The 17,694-nt window shown below is 58.2% G+C and carries 17 protein-coding genes; 9 read left to right on the top strand and 8 right to left on the bottom strand.

Annotated features, from left to right (window positions below):
* Positions 1 to 379 precede the first annotated feature (379 nt).
* Positions 380 to 1,948 carry a TerC family protein gene (locus KOL70_RS06090; protein ID WP_215480366.1) on the top strand — a complete coding sequence of 523 codons (1,569 nt, stop codon included), beginning with the start codon at positions 380 to 382 and terminating at the stop codon, positions 1,946 to 1,948.
* Positions 1,949 to 1,960: 12 nt separating this feature from the next.
* Here the strand turns inward: KOL70_RS06090 and KOL70_RS06085 are convergent, their stop codons facing one another.
* The 4 genes from KOL70_RS06085 to pabB form a co-directional block, all read right to left on the bottom strand.
* On the bottom strand, positions 1,961 to 3,523 hold the full coding sequence (locus tag KOL70_RS06085; RefSeq protein WP_215480365.1) for an EAL domain-containing protein: 1,563 nt from the start codon (positions 3,521 to 3,523) through the stop codon (positions 1,961 to 1,963).
* Positions 3,524 to 3,757: 234 nt separating this feature from the next.
* Positions 3,758 to 5,122, bottom strand: a complete 1,365-nt coding sequence (locus KOL70_RS06080) for an L-serine ammonia-lyase (RefSeq protein ID WP_058774595.1) — start codon at positions 5,120 to 5,122, stop codon at positions 3,758 to 3,760.
* Between the two features lie 190 nt (positions 5,123 to 5,312).
* On the bottom strand, positions 5,313 to 5,882 hold the full coding sequence (locus KOL70_RS06075) for a CoA pyrophosphatase (RefSeq protein WP_021510033.1): 570 nt from the start codon (positions 5,880 to 5,882) through the stop codon (positions 5,313 to 5,315).
* Between the two features lies 1 nt (position 5,883).
* Positions 5,884 to 7,236 carry an aminodeoxychorismate synthase component 1 gene (pabB, locus tag KOL70_RS06070; protein ID WP_215480364.1) on the bottom strand — a complete coding sequence of 451 codons (1,353 nt, stop codon included), beginning with the start codon at positions 7,234 to 7,236 and terminating at the stop codon, positions 5,884 to 5,886.
* Positions 7,237 to 7,351: 115 nt separating this feature from the next.
* Between pabB and KOL70_RS06065 the strand changes: the two genes are divergently transcribed.
* Positions 7,352 to 7,537 carry a YoaH family protein gene (locus tag KOL70_RS06065; RefSeq protein ID WP_021510035.1) on the top strand — a complete coding sequence of 62 codons (186 nt, stop codon included), beginning with the start codon at positions 7,352 to 7,354 and terminating at the stop codon, positions 7,535 to 7,537.
* Positions 7,538 to 7,550: 13 nt separating this feature from the next.
* Here the strand turns inward: KOL70_RS06065 and KOL70_RS06060 are convergent, their stop codons facing one another.
* Positions 7,551 to 7,895 (bottom strand): RidA family protein, encoded by a 345-nt coding sequence (locus tag KOL70_RS06060; RefSeq protein WP_058757734.1) that lies wholly within the window; start codon positions 7,893 to 7,895, stop codon positions 7,551 to 7,553.
* A gap of 125 nt (positions 7,896 to 8,020) precedes the next feature.
* Between KOL70_RS06060 and KOL70_RS06055 the strand changes: the two genes are divergently transcribed.
* From KOL70_RS06055 to rnd, 5 genes are all read left to right on the top strand, one after another.
* Positions 8,021 to 9,931, top strand: a complete 1,911-nt coding sequence (locus KOL70_RS06055; protein ID WP_058771245.1) for an ATP-dependent DNA helicase — start codon at positions 8,021 to 8,023, stop codon at positions 9,929 to 9,931.
* A gap of 52 nt (positions 9,932 to 9,983) precedes the next feature.
* Positions 9,984 to 10,685: a tRNA (adenosine(37)-N6)-threonylcarbamoyltransferase complex dimerization subunit type 1 TsaB gene (gene tsaB, locus KOL70_RS06050; protein ID WP_058781824.1), complete on the top strand. Its 702-nt coding sequence runs from the start codon at positions 9,984 to 9,986 to the stop codon at positions 10,683 to 10,685.
* Positions 10,686 to 10,745: 60 nt separating this feature from the next.
* Positions 10,746 to 11,339 carry a Slp family lipoprotein gene (locus KOL70_RS06045; RefSeq protein ID WP_010616392.1) on the top strand — a complete coding sequence of 198 codons (594 nt, stop codon included), beginning with the start codon at positions 10,746 to 10,748 and terminating at the stop codon, positions 11,337 to 11,339.
* Between the two features lie 208 nt (positions 11,340 to 11,547).
* On the top strand, positions 11,548 to 13,221 hold the full coding sequence (gene fadD / locus KOL70_RS06040; RefSeq protein ID WP_146068791.1) for a long-chain-fatty-acid--CoA ligase FadD: 1,674 nt from the start codon (positions 11,548 to 11,550) through the stop codon (positions 13,219 to 13,221).
* Between the two features lie 105 nt (positions 13,222 to 13,326).
* A complete protein-coding gene (gene rnd, locus KOL70_RS06035; RefSeq protein ID WP_104093241.1) occupies positions 13,327 to 14,448 on the top strand; it encodes a ribonuclease D in 1,122 nt (373 codons plus the stop codon).
* 55 nt (positions 14,449 to 14,503) lie between these two features.
* Here rnd and minE read toward each other — a convergent pair whose 3' ends face one another.
* The 3 genes from minE to minC are packed head-to-tail and all read right to left on the bottom strand — an operon-like array spanning position 14,504 to position 16,330.
* Entirely contained in the window at positions 14,504 to 14,773 is a 270-nt protein-coding gene (gene minE / locus KOL70_RS06030; protein WP_010616394.1) for a cell division topological specificity factor MinE, read from the bottom strand.
* A 3-nt stretch (positions 14,774 to 14,776) separates the two neighbouring features.
* Positions 14,777 to 15,589: a septum site-determining protein MinD gene (gene minD, locus KOL70_RS06025; RefSeq protein WP_021510042.1), complete on the bottom strand. Its 813-nt coding sequence runs from the start codon at positions 15,587 to 15,589 to the stop codon at positions 14,777 to 14,779.
* A 33-nt stretch (positions 15,590 to 15,622) separates the two neighbouring features.
* Complete coding sequence (gene minC, locus KOL70_RS06020) at positions 15,623 to 16,330, bottom strand: septum site-determining protein MinC (RefSeq protein ID WP_021510043.1); 708 nt, start codon at positions 16,328 to 16,330, stop codon at positions 15,623 to 15,625.
* Between the two features lie 153 nt (positions 16,331 to 16,483).
* Here minC and KOL70_RS06015 point away from each other — a divergent pair, with 153 nt between their 5' ends.
* Both KOL70_RS06015 and KOL70_RS06010 read left to right on the top strand, forming a co-directional pair.
* Positions 16,484 to 16,759 carry a YcgL domain-containing protein gene (locus KOL70_RS06015; RefSeq protein ID WP_215480363.1) on the top strand — a complete coding sequence of 92 codons (276 nt, stop codon included), beginning with the start codon at positions 16,484 to 16,486 and terminating at the stop codon, positions 16,757 to 16,759.
* Positions 16,760 to 17,029: 270 nt separating this feature from the next.
* On the top strand, positions 17,030 to 17,689 hold the full coding sequence (locus KOL70_RS06010; protein WP_021510045.1) for a fumarylacetoacetate hydrolase family protein: 660 nt from the start codon (positions 17,030 to 17,032) through the stop codon (positions 17,687 to 17,689).
* Positions 17,690 to 17,694: the final 5 nt, after the last annotated feature.

The following is a 17,694-nucleotide window of genomic DNA, read 5'->3' as shown; positions in this document are numbered from 1 at the left end:
GATACAGCAGTAAGGTCGCGATTTATTTTAGTGAGCGAAAAAATAAAATATGTGACGTTGCTCTGCTATTCAGAGCGTACCGGCGGCAACGGGCATTTTTATGGCAGTTTCTTGCGCTGGCGCAGTTATTTGTAAATGTAAGAAAATTTTTTGACGTTGTTGATGTAACTGATACATTAGCTTTCTGTTTATTACTCAGGAGTACCGGGCTTTAGCTCACCTATATGGACCGTCACCGACGTCGCTTCACTTGTTCCCCGCGCTGCTCAGCGCGCACCCTGACACCTGCCGGTGTTGCCTCATCCGTTAACGCCCTCTCGTCTCGCCTTCCGGCGCAGGCTCAGTCGCGTTCGCCCTTACGTTTAGCAAGGAGTCATTGATGGAATTTCTCTTCGACCCCTCAATCTGGGCGGGTTTACTGACGCTGATCGTGCTGGAGATTGTGCTCGGCATCGACAACCTGGTGTTTATCGCCATTCTTGCCGACAAGCTGCCACCGAAACAGCGCGATAAAGCGCGCCTGATTGGTCTGTCGCTGGCGCTGGTGATGCGCCTCGGCCTGCTGTCGCTGATCTCCTGGATGGTGACGCTAACGCGACCCCTATTCAGCGTAGGCGATTTCAGCTTTTCCGGACGAGATTTAATTCTGTTGATTGGTGGTTTGTTCCTGTTGTTTAAGGCCACCATGGAACTGCACGAGCGGCTGGAAAACCGTGGCATGGAGCATCAGGGCAATAAAGCCTATGCCAGCTTCTGGGCGGTCGTGACGCAGATTGTGGTGCTGGACGCGGTGTTCTCCCTGGATGCGGTGATTACCGCCGTCGGTATGGTGAACCATCTGCCGGTGATGATGACGGCGGTGGTGATTGCCATGGGCGTGATGCTGCTGGCCTCAAAACCGCTGACCCGCTTCGTTAACGCACACCCAACGGTGGTGGTGCTGTGTCTGAGCTTCCTGCTGATGATCGGTCTGTCGCTGGTGGCGGAAGGCTTTGGTTTCCATATTCCGAAAGGCTATCTGTACGCGGCAATTGGCTTCTCGATTCTGATCGAGCTGTTCAACCAGATTGCGCGCCGGAACTTTATCCGTCATCAGGCGCACCGCCCGATGCGTGAACGTACCGCCGAAGCGATTCTGCGTCTGATGGGCGGGCGTCAGCGTAACCAGCCGGCGCATACTGAAGAAGCGTCACTGACCGAAGCGATACCGCAGGAAGCGTTTAAAGACGAAGAGCGTTACATGATTAACGGCGTGCTGACGCTGTCACAGCGTTCGATTCGCAGCATCATGACGCCGCGCGGCGATATCTCGTGGGTCGACGTCTCGCGTCCGCTGGATGAGATCCGCATTCAGCTGCTGGATACGCCTCACAGTCTGTTCCCGGTGTGTCGTGGCGAGCTGGATGAGATCATCGGCGTGGTGCGCGCGAAAGAGCTGCTGGTGGCGCTGGAGCACGGTATGGATGTCGCGACCTTCGCGGCCAACACGCCGCCGATTGTGGTGCCGGAAACGCTGGATCCGATCAACCTGCTGGGCGTATTGCGTCGCGCTAAAGGGAGCTTCGTCATCGTTACCAACGAATTTGGTGTGGTGCAGGGCCTGATTACGCCGCTGGACGTGCTGGAAGCGATTGCCGGTGAGTTCCCGGACGAAGACGAAACGCCGGATGTGGTGGCGGATGGCGACGGCTGGCTGGTGAAGGGCGGTACCGATTTGCACTCGCTGCAGCAGCTGCTCGACCACCATGAGCTGGTCGATCCGGATGAAGATCACGCGTCGCTGGCCGGCCTGTTGATTGAGCAGAAGGGGCAGCTGCCGCTGCCGGGCGAGATTATCGATTTGCCACCGCTGCACTTCCAGATTATCGAAGCCACGGATTACCGTATCGATCTGGTGCGCGTCACCAAAGACAAGCCGCACCATGACGAGGAAGAGGGCGACGCCTGATGTCGTCCGGCATCAGGCGCCCAGCTGCGCCTGATGCTGCGCCAGCCATTGCGGGAAGTCCTCAATCGGCATCGGGCGCGCATAGTAGTAACCCTGCAGATGATCCACGCCGCGCTCGCGCAGATAATGCGCCTGCTCGGCGGTTTCCACTCCCTCCGCGACCAGCGCGATATTCAGCCGCTGCGCCAGTGAAATCACCATATCCGTCACCGTGGCGTTGATCGCGTCAGTACCAATCGCGGCGGTAAAGATTTTATCGATTTTCAGCACGTCCGGCTTCAGGTCTTTCAGATAGGCCAGCGAACTGTGGCCGGTACCGAAATCGTCAATCGCCAGCCGCACGCCAATTTCGTGCAGCTGCGCCACGACCGTCTGGTCGATGACCGGCAGCGCATCGCGCTCGGTCAGCTCCACCACCAGTTTCGGCAGGGGATTGGCGGGCCACCAGTAGCGCTGTAAATCCTCAACAATCAGGCGATCGCGGAAGTGGCTGGCCGCGACGTTAATCGCGATATGAAATGCCGGGTACTGTGGCAGATTAGGCAACTCCGCGACGACTCTGGCAATCACAAAGCGCGTCAGCGGTGCAATCAGGTTCTGGCGTTCGGCCAGCGGAATAAATACGTCCGGGGCAATCCAGCCCTGACGCGGATTGTGCCAGCGCAGCAGCAGCTCGATACCATCGCAGTCGCCGCTGCGGGCATTGATCAGCGGCTGGCAGTAGACCATAAATTCGTTAGCAGTGATGCCATAGCTGATTTGCCAGCTCAGGCTCATGCGATTGGCGGTGGCCAGCCAGACGATATATCCCAGCAGCAGGCTCAGCAGTACCGCCAGCGGCAGCTGAGACGGCAGGGTATTGAGCGCCAGTCGCGCCGGGGACGGGCCGTACAGCGTAATGCTGTAGGGATAACGCAGCGAGGCCTGATCGTAGGCCACTTCGTCATCGGACGGCACGGTATGCTCGATCAGCGGATTACCGTACTCGAGGCTCTGTCCGCCTACGTTGAAGATCGCGCGTTCCACCCACGGCAGCTGCGGCTCCAGCAGATAGTTGGTCATCAGCTCAATGTTGATGATCTGCAGCAGGCCGTCCTGGTTATCCAGCGACTTTGGCGTCCACAGCAGCAGCACCGGCGAACCTTTTAGCAGGTAGTCGTCGGTGGACAGCATCATGCGCTGGTTGTTGATCGCCAGCTCGGGATAGGTCTGGCTGAACGAGATGTGGCGCGGGCCATAAATACTCGAACAGTAGATGTTATCGTCCTGCACCAGCAGCACGGTGCGCACGGTTTGCAGCGCGGCGATCTTCTCAATCAGCGGGTAGCGCACCTGCGTGCAGGGCACGCCCACCAGCCCCAGCGTGTTGTTGGCGGAGACGTCCAGCGGCGAAAACATGCGGTCAAAGCGTTCAATCGCGCGGGTGGCAAAGTTAAGGGACTGCTGCTCAATGCGTGACTTCTCTTCGATGTAGCGAAAAGTCAGCGTAAGAATGAGAACCAGCGACGCGATCACCAACGCAATAAGCAGGCGCTTACGGCGAAATTGACCCACAAATTGCTGGGGAAGGAGCATCAGTAACCACCTTGCTAAGACAAAGAATGAGGCCAAATTAACGTGAAGGTTATCGGCATGGCGGCGGCCAAATTTAGCGCGGCTGGAGAAAAAAAGCGGCACTAAAAAATCGCGCGACCGGTAGAGGTCGCGCGCAAAAATAATGTATCTGGTTTGATAACGCGGAGGTAGAGGCCATTGCAGAAATAATGGCTGATCGCTGCAATTGTCAGCAGCGAAACGCGACGTTGCCGGTCAGTCGCACTGCACCTTGATCGCCAGACCGCCGCGCGAGGTCTCACGATATTTAGCGTTCATGTCTTTGCCGGTCTCGTACATAGTTTCGATCACCTTATCCAGCGATACGCGCGGCTCGCTGGTGCGGCGCAGCGCCATTCGCGCGGCGTTGATCGCTTTCACCGAAGCAATGGCGTTACGCTCAATGCATGGCACCTGTACCTGACCGGCGACCGGATCGCAGGTCAGTCCGAGGTTGTGTTCCATGCCGATTTCAGCGGCAACGCACACCTGCTCCGGGCTGGCTCCCAGCAGTTCAGCAAGGCCGGCGGCGGCCATTGAGCAGGCCACGCCTACTTCGCCCTGGCAGCCGACTTCGGCACCGGAAATCGAGGCGTTCATTTTATACAGTACGCCAATCGCGCCCGAGGCGAGGAAGTAGCGGATAAAGATATCCGGCGTGACCGTTTCGATGAAGTGATCGTAATACGCCAGCACCGCCGGCACGATACCGCAGGCACCGTTGGTCGGTGCGGTGACCACACGACCACCGGCCGCATTCTCTTCATTCACCGCCAGCGCAAACATATTGACCCAGTCGATGACGTTCATCGGATCGTTAGAATGTTTGGTTGAGGAGACCAGCAGACGTCGCAGCGACGCCGCCCGACGCGGCACGCGCAGCGGGCCCGGCAGCACCCCTTCGGTATTCAGGCCACGATCGATACACGCCTGCATGGTTTGCCAGATGTTGCCAAAATAGGCGTAAATCTCGTCACGGCTGTGCAGCGCCAGCTCGTTTTTCATCACCAGCCCCGAAAGCGACATGCCGGTATCGCGGCAATGACTGAGCAACTCTTTGGCTGAATGGAACGGATAGGGCACGGCGACCTCATCCAGCACGGACTGACCAAAGTGCGCTTCGTCGACAATAAAGCCACCGCCAATCGAGTAATAGGTTTTGCGCTCAAGCAGACGATCGCCGGCAAAAGCGTACAGAGTCATGCCGTTTTCATGCAGCGACAGGTTTTCGCTGCGGAATACCATGCCGCCGTCACGCGGGAAGTCGACCTCGCGCGCGCCCTGTGCCAGCAGCAGCCGCTCACGCGTTTCGACATCTTTGATAAACGCCGGAATGCTGTCGATGTCGACGCTGGCAGGCTCAAAGCCGGCCAGACCCATAATGATGGCAATGTCGGTGTGGTGTCCTTTACCGGTGAGCGACAGTGAGCCGTAAACGTCCACCGCCACGCGCGTCACGTCCTGCAGCTTGCCCTGTTCGATCAGCAGGTCAACAAACTGTTTGCCCGCTTTCATCGGGCCAACGGTATGCGAACTGGACGGGCCGATACCCACTTTGAACATGTCAAAAACACTTATCACCGGTGACGCTCCTCACAAATCTTCTTTTCTACGGCGCAGGCCGTTAATGCGGCTAATAGTAATCGCCAGCGGGCGGCAGCGAGCAGCTTTTCGCATGAAATAAACTAATTATAAACCACAGAAATAGTTATCCGTATCCCCGGATGTGAACGGGATCAATTTTTCGGCCAGGGTGAAACGGGACGGGGGATCAGGGCAGGGCGATCTGCTGGCCGAGCGCGCGCAGGATACCGGCGGTCATGCCCCAGATAAAATAATCTTCATACCACGACAGCCACACCTGGTGCTGGCGATGACCGCGGCGCAGCGTTAGTCCGCTGTAGCGCCCCAGCCGCAGCGCCTCTGCGAGCGGCATGGAAAAGGCGCTTTCAACTTCATCCGGGTTAAGCCGCAGCGGCAGGTGCGGCGGAATGATGCCGACCACGGGCGTGACGGCGAAACCGGTACTGCTGGTGACCGGCGGTAGCACGCCGACTACCCGCACCTGCTGTGGCGCGATGCCCACTTCTTCCTGTGCTTCACGCAGCGCGGTGGCGATCAGCGAATCGTCAGTGGCATCCATCATGCCGCCGGGGAACGCCACCTGCCCGGCGTGTTTGCGCAGCAGCGCGGAGCGGCGGGTCAGCAGCAGTTCGGGCTGGTCGCCATCAATCACCGGTACCAGCACCGCGGCACGGCGTCCGCTGATCACGCTGTGCGCGGTCGCCAGCGGCGGCTGCAGCACAAAGCGACTGAGAAACTGCGCCAGCGTCAGCTCCATATCACGCTTCATCACGCAGACAGGGCAGAATACGGTTGAGCTTGTGCAGCGTCTCCTGATATTCCGCCTCAGCATCGCTGTCAGCCACCAGACCGCCACCCGCCGCGCAGTACAGCTGCTGATTTTCGGCAATCAGCGTGCGGATGGTAATGCTGCTGTCCATGCGCCCGCACAGGCTGATGTAGCCGATACTGCCGCACCACGCATTGCGCCGCTGCGGTTCGAGTTCTTCGATGATCTCCATGGCGCGGATCTTGGGCGCGCCGGTAATGGAGCCGCCGGGGAAACAGGCGCGCAGCAAATCGGTAGCGGAGAGCGCGTCTGGCAGTCTGGCCCGCACCGTGCTCACCAGGTGATGCACCGCCGGGAACGGCTCCACCACAAACAGCTCCGGCACGCTGACGCTGCCCGGCTCGGCGACGCGGCCAATATCATTACGCAGCAGGTCCACAATCATCAGGTTTTCCGCCCGATCTTTTTCGGCGCTAGCCAGTTTCTCCGCCTGCAACCGATCGGCCTGCGGATCGGCCAGACGCGGCAGCGTGCCTTTAATCGGCCGGGTTTCAATCTGCTGCTGCTGCAGCGAGAGAAAACGCTCCGGCGACAAGCTCAGCACGGCACTGTGCGGCAGACGAAGGAAGGCGCTGAACGGCGCGCGGTTGGCGCGGTTGAGACGTAAAAACGCCTGCCACTCATCGCCGCGATAGCTGGCCTGAAAACGCTGCGCCAGATTAACCTGGTAGCAGTCGCCCGCCTGAATGTAGGCCTGCACCGCCTGGAAACGCGCGGCGTACTGCGCATAGCTCATATTGGCCTGCCAGTTGCTGGTCAGGGAAAAAGGTTTGGGCTGCGGCACCGCCAGCGCCTGTAGCCACTGCCAGCGCTGCTCCGCGTCGTGCAGGGCAATCAGCGTCAGCGTCTGGCGATGATGATCGGCAATCAGCGCCCAGTCATAAATGCCGACCGCCATATCCGGCGTGTGTAAATCCTGCTGCGTCCGCTGCGGCAGCGTTTCGAAACGGCGACCGAGGTCATAACCAAACAGACCCAGCGCGCCGCCCTGGAACGGCAGATTCGCATCAAACGCCGGCCGGATGCCCAGCGCGTCCAGCTGCTGCTGCACCAGCTGCAGCGGATCGGCGGTGGAGTGGCTGATGCCGGTGCCGTCGTCGATGGCGGTGCTGTCACCGCGCGTCGTCAGCGTTACCCGTGGATCGGCGGTGAGAATATCGAAACGGTTATCCGCGTGCTCGGCGTGACCTGAGGTCAGCAGCATCGCCCACGGGCGGTGCGCCAGCGTGGAAAAACGGTGTAAAAGCGTATCGGGCGTATACTGTAGCGAGAGGGTTTTCACGTTCGTTTGGCTAAATCAGTTCAGCAGGCAGGCGCGTAGCCTGGCATATTTTTTTGCTGCTGGCACCTGTTTGTTCAGCGTGGAATAATGCGTCCCCCCATTACAGGAGTGCATCATGTTTTCAGGTCTTCCGGCTTTATCGCACGAACAGCAGCAGCAGGCAGTGGAACGTATTCAGGAACTGATGGCCGGCGGCATGTCCAGCGGGCAGGCGATTGCGCAGGTGGCGCAGGAAATTCGCCAGAACCATCAGGGCGAAGCGATTCGGGCGCGCTTCGAAGAGGACGAAGACGACGAATAGCGCCCGGCGAGCGTTATAGCGCGGCGATGATTTTAATTTCCACTTTATAGCGCGGATTCATCAGGCCGGCCTGCACCGTGCAGCGTACCGGCGCATTACCCGGCGAGACCCACGCATCCCAGGCGCGGTTCATCGCGGCAAAGTCCTCTTTGTCCACCAGGAAAATGGTGGCGTCGAGAATTTTGCTTTTATCCGAACCCACGCGCGTCAGGATGCGGTCAATCACCGCCAGCGCGTTGGCGGTCTGCGCTTCCGCATCGTCATCCAGATTCTCCGGCACGCTGGTGTAATACACGGTCTGGTCATGTACAACCGCTTCGGACATGCGATGCTCGGCATCAATACGCGTAATGGTCATGCTGTTCTCCTTTATTTTTGCTGCGTTAGCCTGCCATATCCCATGGCCGGCTGTCATCTGTTGTGGTCGCCTGCGGTGAATCCTGACATAATTACAGTAGTTTTAAGAGCAATCGGTGAGGATGTGTGGCAGACGATTTTGCAGCGGATGGCGCGTTAGCGCAGGCGATTCCCGGCTTTAAGCCGCGCGCGGCACAGCGCGAAATGGCGCAGGCAGTGAGCGAAGCGGTGCAGCAGGCGGGCGAGCTGGTGGTCGAGGCCGGCACCGGCACCGGTAAAACTTATGCTTATCTGGCACCGGCGTTGCGGGCGAAGAAAAAAGTCATTGTGTCGACCGGTTCCAAAGCGTTGCAGGATCAGCTCTACAACCGCGATCTGCCGACCATTGCCCGCGCCCTGGCGTTCAGCGGCAAAACCGCGCTGCTGAAAGGGCGCTCCAACTATCTGTGCCTGGAACGGCTGGAGCAGCAAAATCAGACCGGCGGCGATCTTAGCGTGCAGGCGCTCGGTGATTTGATTAACGTGCGCAGCTGGTCATCGGAGACCGTTGATGGCGACGTCAGCAGCTGCGCCGGCGTCGCGGAAGACAGCCCGATCTGGCCTTACGTTACCAGCACCAACGATAACTGCCTCGGCAGCGATTGCCCGCTGTATAAAGATTGCTTCGTGGTGAAGGCGCGCAAAAAAGCGATGGATGCGGATGTGGTGGTGGTGAACCATCACCTGTTTCTCGCTGACCTGGTGGTCAAAGAGGGGGGATTTGGCGAGCTGATCCCGGAAGCCGACGTGATGATCTTCGATGAAGCGCACCAGCTGCCGGATATAGCCAGCCAGTATTTTGGCCAGCAGCTGTCGAGCCGGCAACTGCAGGATCTCGCCAAAGACATTATCCTTGCCTACCGCACCGAGGTGCGCGATGTGCAGCAGCTGCAGAAATCCGCCGACCGGCTGGCGCAGTGCGCACAGGATTTCCGCCTGACGCTGGGCGAGCCCGGTTTTCGCGGCAATCTGCGTGACCTGCTGAGCGACAACAACATCATGCGCATGTTTACGCTGCTGGATGATGCGCTCGAGCTGTGTTACGACGTGATTAAGCTGTCGCTGGGCCGTTCCGCGCTGCTGGACGCTGCCTTCGAGCGTGCCGCGCTGTATCGCACCCGGCTCAAGCGTTTACGTGCGATTGATGAACCGGGCTTTAGCTACTGGTACGAATGCAGCAGCCGGCACTTTACGCTGGCGCTGACGCCGCTGTCGGTTGCGGAGCGCTTCCGCGAAGTGATGGACGGACGCAAAGCGGCGTGGGTATTTACCTCGGCGACGCTGGCGGTCAACGAACAGATGAGCCACTTCGCCAGCCGGCTCGGCGTGGATAATGCCCGCACCCTGATCCTCGAAAGTCCGTTTGATTATGCGCAGCAGGCCTTGCTGTGCGTGCCGCGCAACATGCCGGAACCCAACTATCCTGGCGGTGCGCGTCAGCTGGCACGCATGATGAAACCGCTGATTGAAGCCAACAAAGGGCGCTGCTTCTTCCTGTGCACCTCGCACAAAATGATGCGCGAGCTGGCGGCGGAGTTCCGCGCCTCCATGACCTTACCGGTGCTGTTGCAGGGCGAAACCAGCAAAGGCCAGCTGCTCAAACAGTTTCTTGATGCTGGCAACGCACTGCTGGTGGCCACCAGCAGCTTCTGGGAAGGCGTTGACGTGCGCGGTGATGCGCTGTCGCTGGTGATCATCGACAAGCTGCCGTTTACCTCACCGGAAGATCCGCTGCTGAAGGCGCGCATGGAGGATTGTCGTCTGCGCGGCGGCGATCCGTTCAACGATGTGCAGCTGCCGGACGCGGTGATCACCCTCAAGCAGGGCGTGGGCCGTCTGATTCGTGATACCGACGATCGCGGCGTGTTGGTGATTTGTGACCAGCGGCTGGTGTCGCGTCCGTATGGCGGTCTGTTCCTTAATAGCCTGCCGCCGACACCGCGCACCCGCGATTTACAGCGTGCGATTGACTTTGTGCGTCCGCCAGAGCAGCACTAATTTGTGCCAGGCTGTGGTAAGATGCGCGCCATTTTGATTCTCTGAGGTTGTTATGTCCGCCCGAATTTTAGCCCTGGACACCGCGACAGAAGCCTGTTCTGCCGCGCTGCTGAATCAGCAGCAGATCGATGCCCGCTTCGAAATCGCGCCCCGCGATCATACTCAACGTATTCTGCCGCTGGTGCAGGAATTGCTGCAGGCGCAGTCGCTGGCGCTGAGCGCGCTGGACGCGCTGGCGTTTGGCCGCGGGCCCGGCAGTTTTACCGGCGTGCGCATCGGCATTGGCATCGCGCAGGGCCTGGCGCTGGGCGCAAATCTGCCGATGATTGGCGTATCCTCGCTGGCAACCATGGCGCAGGGCGCCTGGCGTTTGACCGGGGCAACGCGCGTGCTGGCGGCGATTGATGCGCGCATGGGTGAAGTCTACTGGGCAGAGTATCAGCGTGATGAGCAGGGCGAGTGGCAGGGTGCTGAGAGCGAAGCCGTACTCAAGCCGGAAGCGGCACAGGCGCGCATCGCGCAGCTGAGCGGCGAGTGGGCCACCGTCGGCACCGGCTGGCAGGCTTATCCGCAGCTGCTGGCTGGCACGACCGGGGCACAACTGCTGACCACCACGGTCACGCTGCCAGCTGCAGAAGATATGCTGCCGCTGGCGCTCAGCGCCTGGCAGCGCGGCGATAGCGTGGCGGTGGAAAATGCTGAGCCGGTTTATCTGCGCAATGAAGTGGCATGGAAAAAGTTGCCGGGACGCTAGGCGCCCACGCAACTTATTTTTGCGCCTTCAGTCTAACGGAGAAATAACAGGAGAAGTGCTATGCCAATTAGTCGTAAAGGGATGTCTGGCGCTCTGTTAGCCTGTGCGCTGTTGCTCAGCGGCTGCGTGTCAGTGCCGGATGCCATTAAAGGGAGTTCTCAGCTTCCACAGCAGGATTTATTACGCGTGATGAATGCGCCGCAGCTGTATGTCGGCCAGGAGTCGCGCTTCGGCGGCAAAGTCGTGAAGGTGACCAACCTCAACGGCCTGACCCGGCTGGAAATTGCCACTCAGCCGCTGGATGACAGCGCGCGACCGCGCCTCGGTGCTGCCTCCATTGGCCGCATTTATGCGGACATTCATGGTTTTGTTGATCCGATCGACGTCAATAATCAATACGTCACGGTGCTGGGCAATATCAAAGGCACTGAGAAAGGGGAAATTGGCAAAGCCAGTTACAACTTTGTGGTGATTGATGTGCGCGGTTATCAGCGCTGGCATCTGACTCAGCAGGTGATGACGCCGCCGCAACCGATCGATCCGTGGATTTGGTACGGGCCGACGCGTCGCCATCCCGGCTATTGGGGTCCTAACCCCTACTGGGGCATGAACACCGGCGGTCCGGCGCAGGTCGAGACCATTCTTACCGAATAGCGCTAAACAGGTTTTTTTACGGCCCGGTCGCGGTGCTCGCGAACGGGCCTTTTTATTGGGCGCGCAACCGATGCGCGAAATTTAGTGATGCGCCTCGCAACCTGAAAATGCCGGAACAGGCAAACTGGTACAATCAGTTAAAATATTGTTAACAATACTGATTGCAGAGGCGGCGATGGCTACGCAACAAGAATATCGGGGTGAATCTTTGAACAAGGTTTGGCTGAAACGCTATCCGCCAGATGTACCAGCGGAAATTAACGCAGACCGTTATCCCTCTTTGGTCGATCTTTTCGAACACGCAGCGCAACGTTATGCCGATCAGGTGGCTTTCATTAACATGGGCCAGCCAATGACTTACCGCCAGCTGGAGCAGCAGAGCCGTGCTTTTGCGGCCTGGCTGCAACAGGGATTAGGCTTGCAGCAGGGCGATCGCGTCGCGCTGATGATGCCGAATTTGCTGCAGTATCCGGTGGCGCTGTTTGGCGTCCTGCGTGCCGGTATGGTGGTGGTGAATGTTAACCCGTTGTACACGCCGCGCGAGCTAAAGCACCAGCTTAACGACAGCGGTGCCAGTGCGATTGTCATTGTCTCCAACTTCGCCCATACGCTGGAAAAAGTGGTCGCGGAAACCCCGGTTAAGCACGTGATGCTGACGCGCATGGGCGATCAGCTGGCGCCGGTGAAAGCCACGCTGGTGAACTTCGTCGTCAAATATGTGAAAAAGCTGGTACCGAAATACCATCTGCCAGGGGCGGTACCGTTCCGTCATGCGCTACAGCAGGGCGAGCAGATGAGCTATCATCGTCCTGTGATTAATAATCAGGATCTGGCATTTCTGCAGTACACCGGTGGCACCACCGGCGTGGCGAAAGGTGCCATGCTGACCCACGGCAACATGCAGGCTAATCTGGAGCAGACCAAAGCCACCTACGGTAAACTGCTGCGCGCCGGTCAGGAGCAGGTGGTGACCGCGCTGCCGCTTTATCACATCTTTGCCCTGACGGTGAACTGTCTGCTGTTCCTCGACCTGGGCGGCACCAACCTGCTGATTACCAACCCGCGCGATATTCCCGGCTTCGTTAAAGAGCTGAGCAAATTTCCCTTTACCGCCATCACCGGTGTTAATACGTTGTTCAACGCCCTGCTGAACGATGCCAATTTTAACCAGCTGGACTTCTCCACGCTGCGTCTGTCTGCCGGCGGCGGTATGGCGGTGCAGAAAGCGGTGGCCGAGCGCTGGGAGAAACTCACCGGACACTATCTGCTGGAGGGCTACGGACTCACTGAATGCTCACCGCTGGTGTCGGTTAATCCGTATGATATTACCTGCCACACCGGCAGCATCGGTTTGCCGGTTCCGTCCACCGACGTGCGTATTGTCGATGATGAAGACCGCGACGTACCGCCGGGCGAGCCGGGTGAACTGTGCATTCGCGGGCCGCAGGTCATGGTTGGCTACTGGCAGCGGCCGGATGCCAGCGAGGAAGTGCTGAAAAATGGCTGGCTGCACACCGGTGATATTGTTACCGTGGACGCTGAAGGGTTTATCCGCATCGTCGATCGTAAAAAAGACATGATTCTGGTGTCCGGCTTTAACGTGTATCCTAACGAAATCGAAGATGTGCTGATGCAGCACGCCAAGGTGCGCGAAGCGGCGGCGATTGGCGTGCCGAGCGATCTCTCTGGCGAAGCAGTGAAAGTGTGCATCGTGAAAAAAGATCCGTCGCTGACGAAAGAGGAAGTGCTGGATCATTGTCGCCGTCAGCTCACCGGCTATAAAGTGCCGAAGATTATCGAGTTTCGTGATGAGTTGCCGAAGACCAACGTCGGTAAAATTTTACGTCGCGAATTGCGCGACGAGGCGAAGCGCGAAGCGTAGTACTGGCTTCCGCTGAATGCTCAGGTTAACGCCGGCACCGTCCGGCGTTTTTATTGCTTTTAACATGGAGCGCTGTGCGAGGTTTGCCGCAGCGAGAAAGACAACGTGAATTACACCCTGATCGACCACAATGACCAGCTGGCCGCGGTATGCCAGCAGGCCCGTCAGCATCGCGCCGTGGCGCTGGATACCGAATTCGTGCGCACCCGCACGTACTATCCGCAGCTTGGCCTGATCCAGCTCTTCGATGGCGAGCAACTGGTTCTGATCGATCCGTTAACCATCAGCGACTGGGCACCGTTTATTGCGCTGCTGCAGGATCGTCAGCTGACCAAGTTCCTGCACGCCGGCGGGGAAGACCTCGAAGTCTTCCTGCATCGTTTCGGCTGTCTGCCGGAGCCGATGATCGATACGCAGATTCTGGCCGCTTTCGCCGGGCAGCCGCTGTCGTGGGGCTTTGCGGCGATGGTCAATCATTTCAACCAGATTGAGCTGGATAAGAGCGAAGCGCGCACCGACTGGCTGGCGCGTCCGCTTACTGAGCGGCAGTGCCAGTACGCTGCGGCCGATGTGGCTTATCTGTTGCCGATCGCCCATCAGCTGGTGGCGCAAACCGAAGCAGCAGGCAACATGGCGGCGGCGCTGAGTGAATGCGCCACGCTGTGTCAGCGCCGTCTTGACGTGCTGCAGCCGGAAGAGGCGTGGCGCGATATCACCAACGCGTGGCAGCTGCGTCCGCGCCAGCTGGCGGTGCTGCAGCGTCTGGCCGCGTGGCGTCTCAACCTCGCCCGGCAGAAAGACATGGCGGTGAATTTTGTGGTGCGCGAAGAGAACCTGTGGAAAGTCGCGCGCTTTATGCCTGGTAGCCTTGGCGAGCTGGATCATCTCGGCCTGAACGGTCACGAAATCCGCTTCCACGGTAAGGCGCTGGTGGCAATGGTGGCAGAGGCGCAGGCGCTGGATGAGGCCACGTTACCGCCGCCGTTGCCTAATCTGATTGACCACGCGCATTACAAGCAGGCGTTCAAGGCGATTAAAGCGCTGGTACAGCAGGTGAGTGAGCAGACCGGTTACAGTCAGGAGCTGTTAGCATCACGGCGCCAGATTAACCAGGTGCTGAGCGTGCACTGGGGACTGAAGAGCGCCACGCGTCCGCCGGAACTGCTGGCAGGCTGGCGGGGTGAGGTGTTGAAAGCCGGTATCGACGAGATTTTACACACGCTGTAAGCGGAACGTTTTCCCCTGCGCAACCACGCAGGGGAAAATCAGGAACCCGCTACAATCATTTAGGAACGTCTTCCGTCTCCGGCAGCGTCACGTTGAGCTCGAGGATAGAGATGTCATCCCCTTTCTGATCCAGCTGCACCGTGACCATGTCCGGGTCAATTTTCACGTATTTACAGATCACTTCCAGGATATCGCGCTTCAGCTGCGGCAGATAGTGGGGCTCACTGTCGCCCCTTCTGCGTTCGGCCACGATAATCTGCAGCCTCTCCTTGGCTATGTTGGCTGTGTTCTTCTTACGGGATAAAAAGAAATCAAGTAATGCCATTGGTTATCCCCCGAACAGGCGTTTCAGGAAACCCTTCTTCTCTTCTTCGATAAAGCGGAAGGGGCGTTCTTCGCCAAGCAGGCGATCTACGGTATCAGCGTAAGCTTTACCGGCGTCAGAGTTTGCATCGAGGATCACGGGCTCACCCTGGTTAGACGCGCGCAGCACCGACTGATCTTCCGGAATCACGCCGACCAGAGGAATGCGCAGGATTTCCAGCACGTCTTCCATGCTCAGCATGTCGCCACGCGTTACGCGTCCCGGGTTATAGCGGGTCAGTAACAGGTGCTCTTTTACCGGCTCTTCGCTGTTTTCAGCGCGGCGCGATTTCGATGAGATGATGCCGAGAATACGGTCTGAGTCACGCACGGAAGAGACTTCCGGGTTGGTGGTAATGATCGCTTCATCTGCGAAGTACAGCGCCATCAGCGCACCGGTTTCGATACCGGCCGGCGAGTCGCAGACGATAAAATCGAAGTCCATTGCCGCCAGGTCGTTCAGCACTTTTTCCACGCCTTCGCGGGTCAGGGCATCTTTATCACGGGTTTGTGAGGCGGGCAGAATGTAAAGCTGCTCGGTGCGCTTGTCGCGAATCAGCGCCTGATTCAGCGTCGCATCGCCCTGAATAACGTTGACAAAGTCATACACCACGCGGCGTTCACAGCCCATGATCAGATCGAGGTTACGCAGACCGATATCGAAATCGATCACCACGGTTTTTTTGCCTTTCTGCGCTAACCCTGTGGCGATGGCCGCGCTTGACGTGGTCTTGCCAACGCCCCCTTTACCCGATGTAACTACAATGATGCGTGCCATAAATGTTGATTTCCTTAACGAAAGAAAAGGGGCCTAATTAAGTGTCTGGATGGTGAGCGCGCCCTCTTTAAGGCACAGGCGCGCAGCTTTACCAAAGAATTCCGCCGGGATCTGGTCCATGATCCAGTATTCGCCGGCAATGGAGACCAACTCTGCTGACAGGTTGGTGCAAAAAATCTGGCAGTCGCGATCGCCGCTGGCACCGGCCAGCGCGCGGCCGCGCATCATGCCGTAAATATGAATGTTGCCGTCAGCCACCAGTTCGGCACCGGCGCTGACGCTGCTGGTGACGATCAAATCGGCGTTGCGCGCGTAAATCTGCTGACCGGAACGCACTGGCGTATTGATGATCCGCGTTTTGCTGGCCGGTTCGCTGACCGGCGGCGCGACCGCTTCCGGCTCAGGCGCGGGCGCATCAGCGCGTTTGCGGTTCTCTTTACCCTCTGACAGCACCGGCAGGCCAGCGCGGGCAATCATCTTTTTCAGGGCTTCATCTTTACAGCCGCTCACGCCCACAATGCGTAAGCCGGTGGCGCTGACGGCCTGCTGCATCTGCTTCCAGTTGATGTCACCGTTCAGGGCTGACACGTTCAGCACCACCGGCGCGTTGTGCAGAAAAGCCGGGGCCTGGTCGATTTTGTCCTGCAGCGCCTGACGAATCACCTCGGGTTGCGAATGGTGCAGATGAACAACTGACAGGGTAAAACTGCTGCCCTTGAATTCGATTGGCGATTGCGACATCTGTCCTGACTCAGTCCTGTTTTACGACCCTGAAGTAAACGCCGATAAAATCGTCATTAACACCCGCGGGTCAATATTCGAAGTTCTGCAAGCATGTTATAGTTACTGCTATATTCAGGCAAGTGACGCCCTTAGTTAATTCGAGTAAAAAATATGTTTTGTGTGATCTATAGAAGCCCGCAACGCGACCAGACTTATCTGTATGTAGAAAAAAAAGACGATTTTTCGCGCGTCCCGGAAGAACTGCTGCGCGGCTTTGGCAAACCGCAGCTTGCGATGGTGCTGTCGCTCGACCAGCGCGACAGGCTAGCCAACGCTGACATCAATAAAGTGAAGCAGGGTTTAAGCGAACAAGGTTATTATTTGCAGATCCCACCACCGGTTGAAAGTCTGCTCAACATTCATCTTGAACAGGGTAAAAAATTTTAATTCAGATTCATCTGTAAAAATATATCCTGTAAATATAATCAGTGCTTCGGCATTAATTTAATTGCTCACCTTAACCCATTATTGTGGGCAATAATCGTTGTCTTAAGCGGCGGACCTGATGAACTGGGGAACGGCTTTTGCCGCTTTCCGTCACGTGCGCCGCGATAAACCCGCTAATATAGTGCTCAGCAGCCTGCCACGTTCCGGCGGCTGATGAGACATCTTCGCCAGCGCGGCTGGCACCAAACACAACTCAAGCAGGGGATTAGCATGTATCAGCATCGTAACTGGCAGGGCGCGCTGTTGGATTATCCGGTCAGCAAAGTAGTGTGCGTCGGCAGCAACTATGCAAAGCATATTAAAGAGATGGGCAGCGCCACCCCGAGTGAGCCGGTGGTGTTTATCAAACCGGAAACCGCGGTGTGCGATTTGCGGCAGCCACTGTCGATCCCGGCCAGCTTTGGTGAGGTGCATCATGAAGTGGAGCTGGCGGTGCTGATTGGCGCTACCCTGAAGCAGGCCAGTGAAGAGCACGTGGCAAAAGCGATTGCCGGTTATGGCGTCGCGCTGGATTTAACGCTGCGCGATCTGCAGGCCGGGTTTAAGAAAGCCGGTCAGCCATGGGAGCGCGCCAAGAGTTTCGATAACTCCTGTCCGCTGTCCGGGTTTATCCCGGCGGCTGAATTCAGCGTCGATCCGCAGGATGCCGAACTCAAGCTGGTCATTAACGGCGAGGTGCGTCAGCACGGCACCACGGCAGACATGATCCACAAAATTCTGCCGCTGATTGCTTACATGAGCCAGTACTTCACGCTGCGCGCCGGTGACGTGGTGCTGACCGGTACGCCTGAGGGCGTGGGCCCGTTGCGCTCCGGCGATAAGCTGGAAGTGTCGCTGGCCGGTCACGGTATCAGCACCCGCGTACTGTAATACTT

The organism is Pantoea sp. B270, from assembly GCF_018726825.1.
In the GTDB taxonomy this organism is placed as follows: Bacteria; Pseudomonadota; Gammaproteobacteria; order Enterobacterales; family Enterobacteriaceae; genus Pantoea; species Pantoea dispersa.
This window is presented reverse-complemented; position numbering and strand designations above follow the sequence as displayed.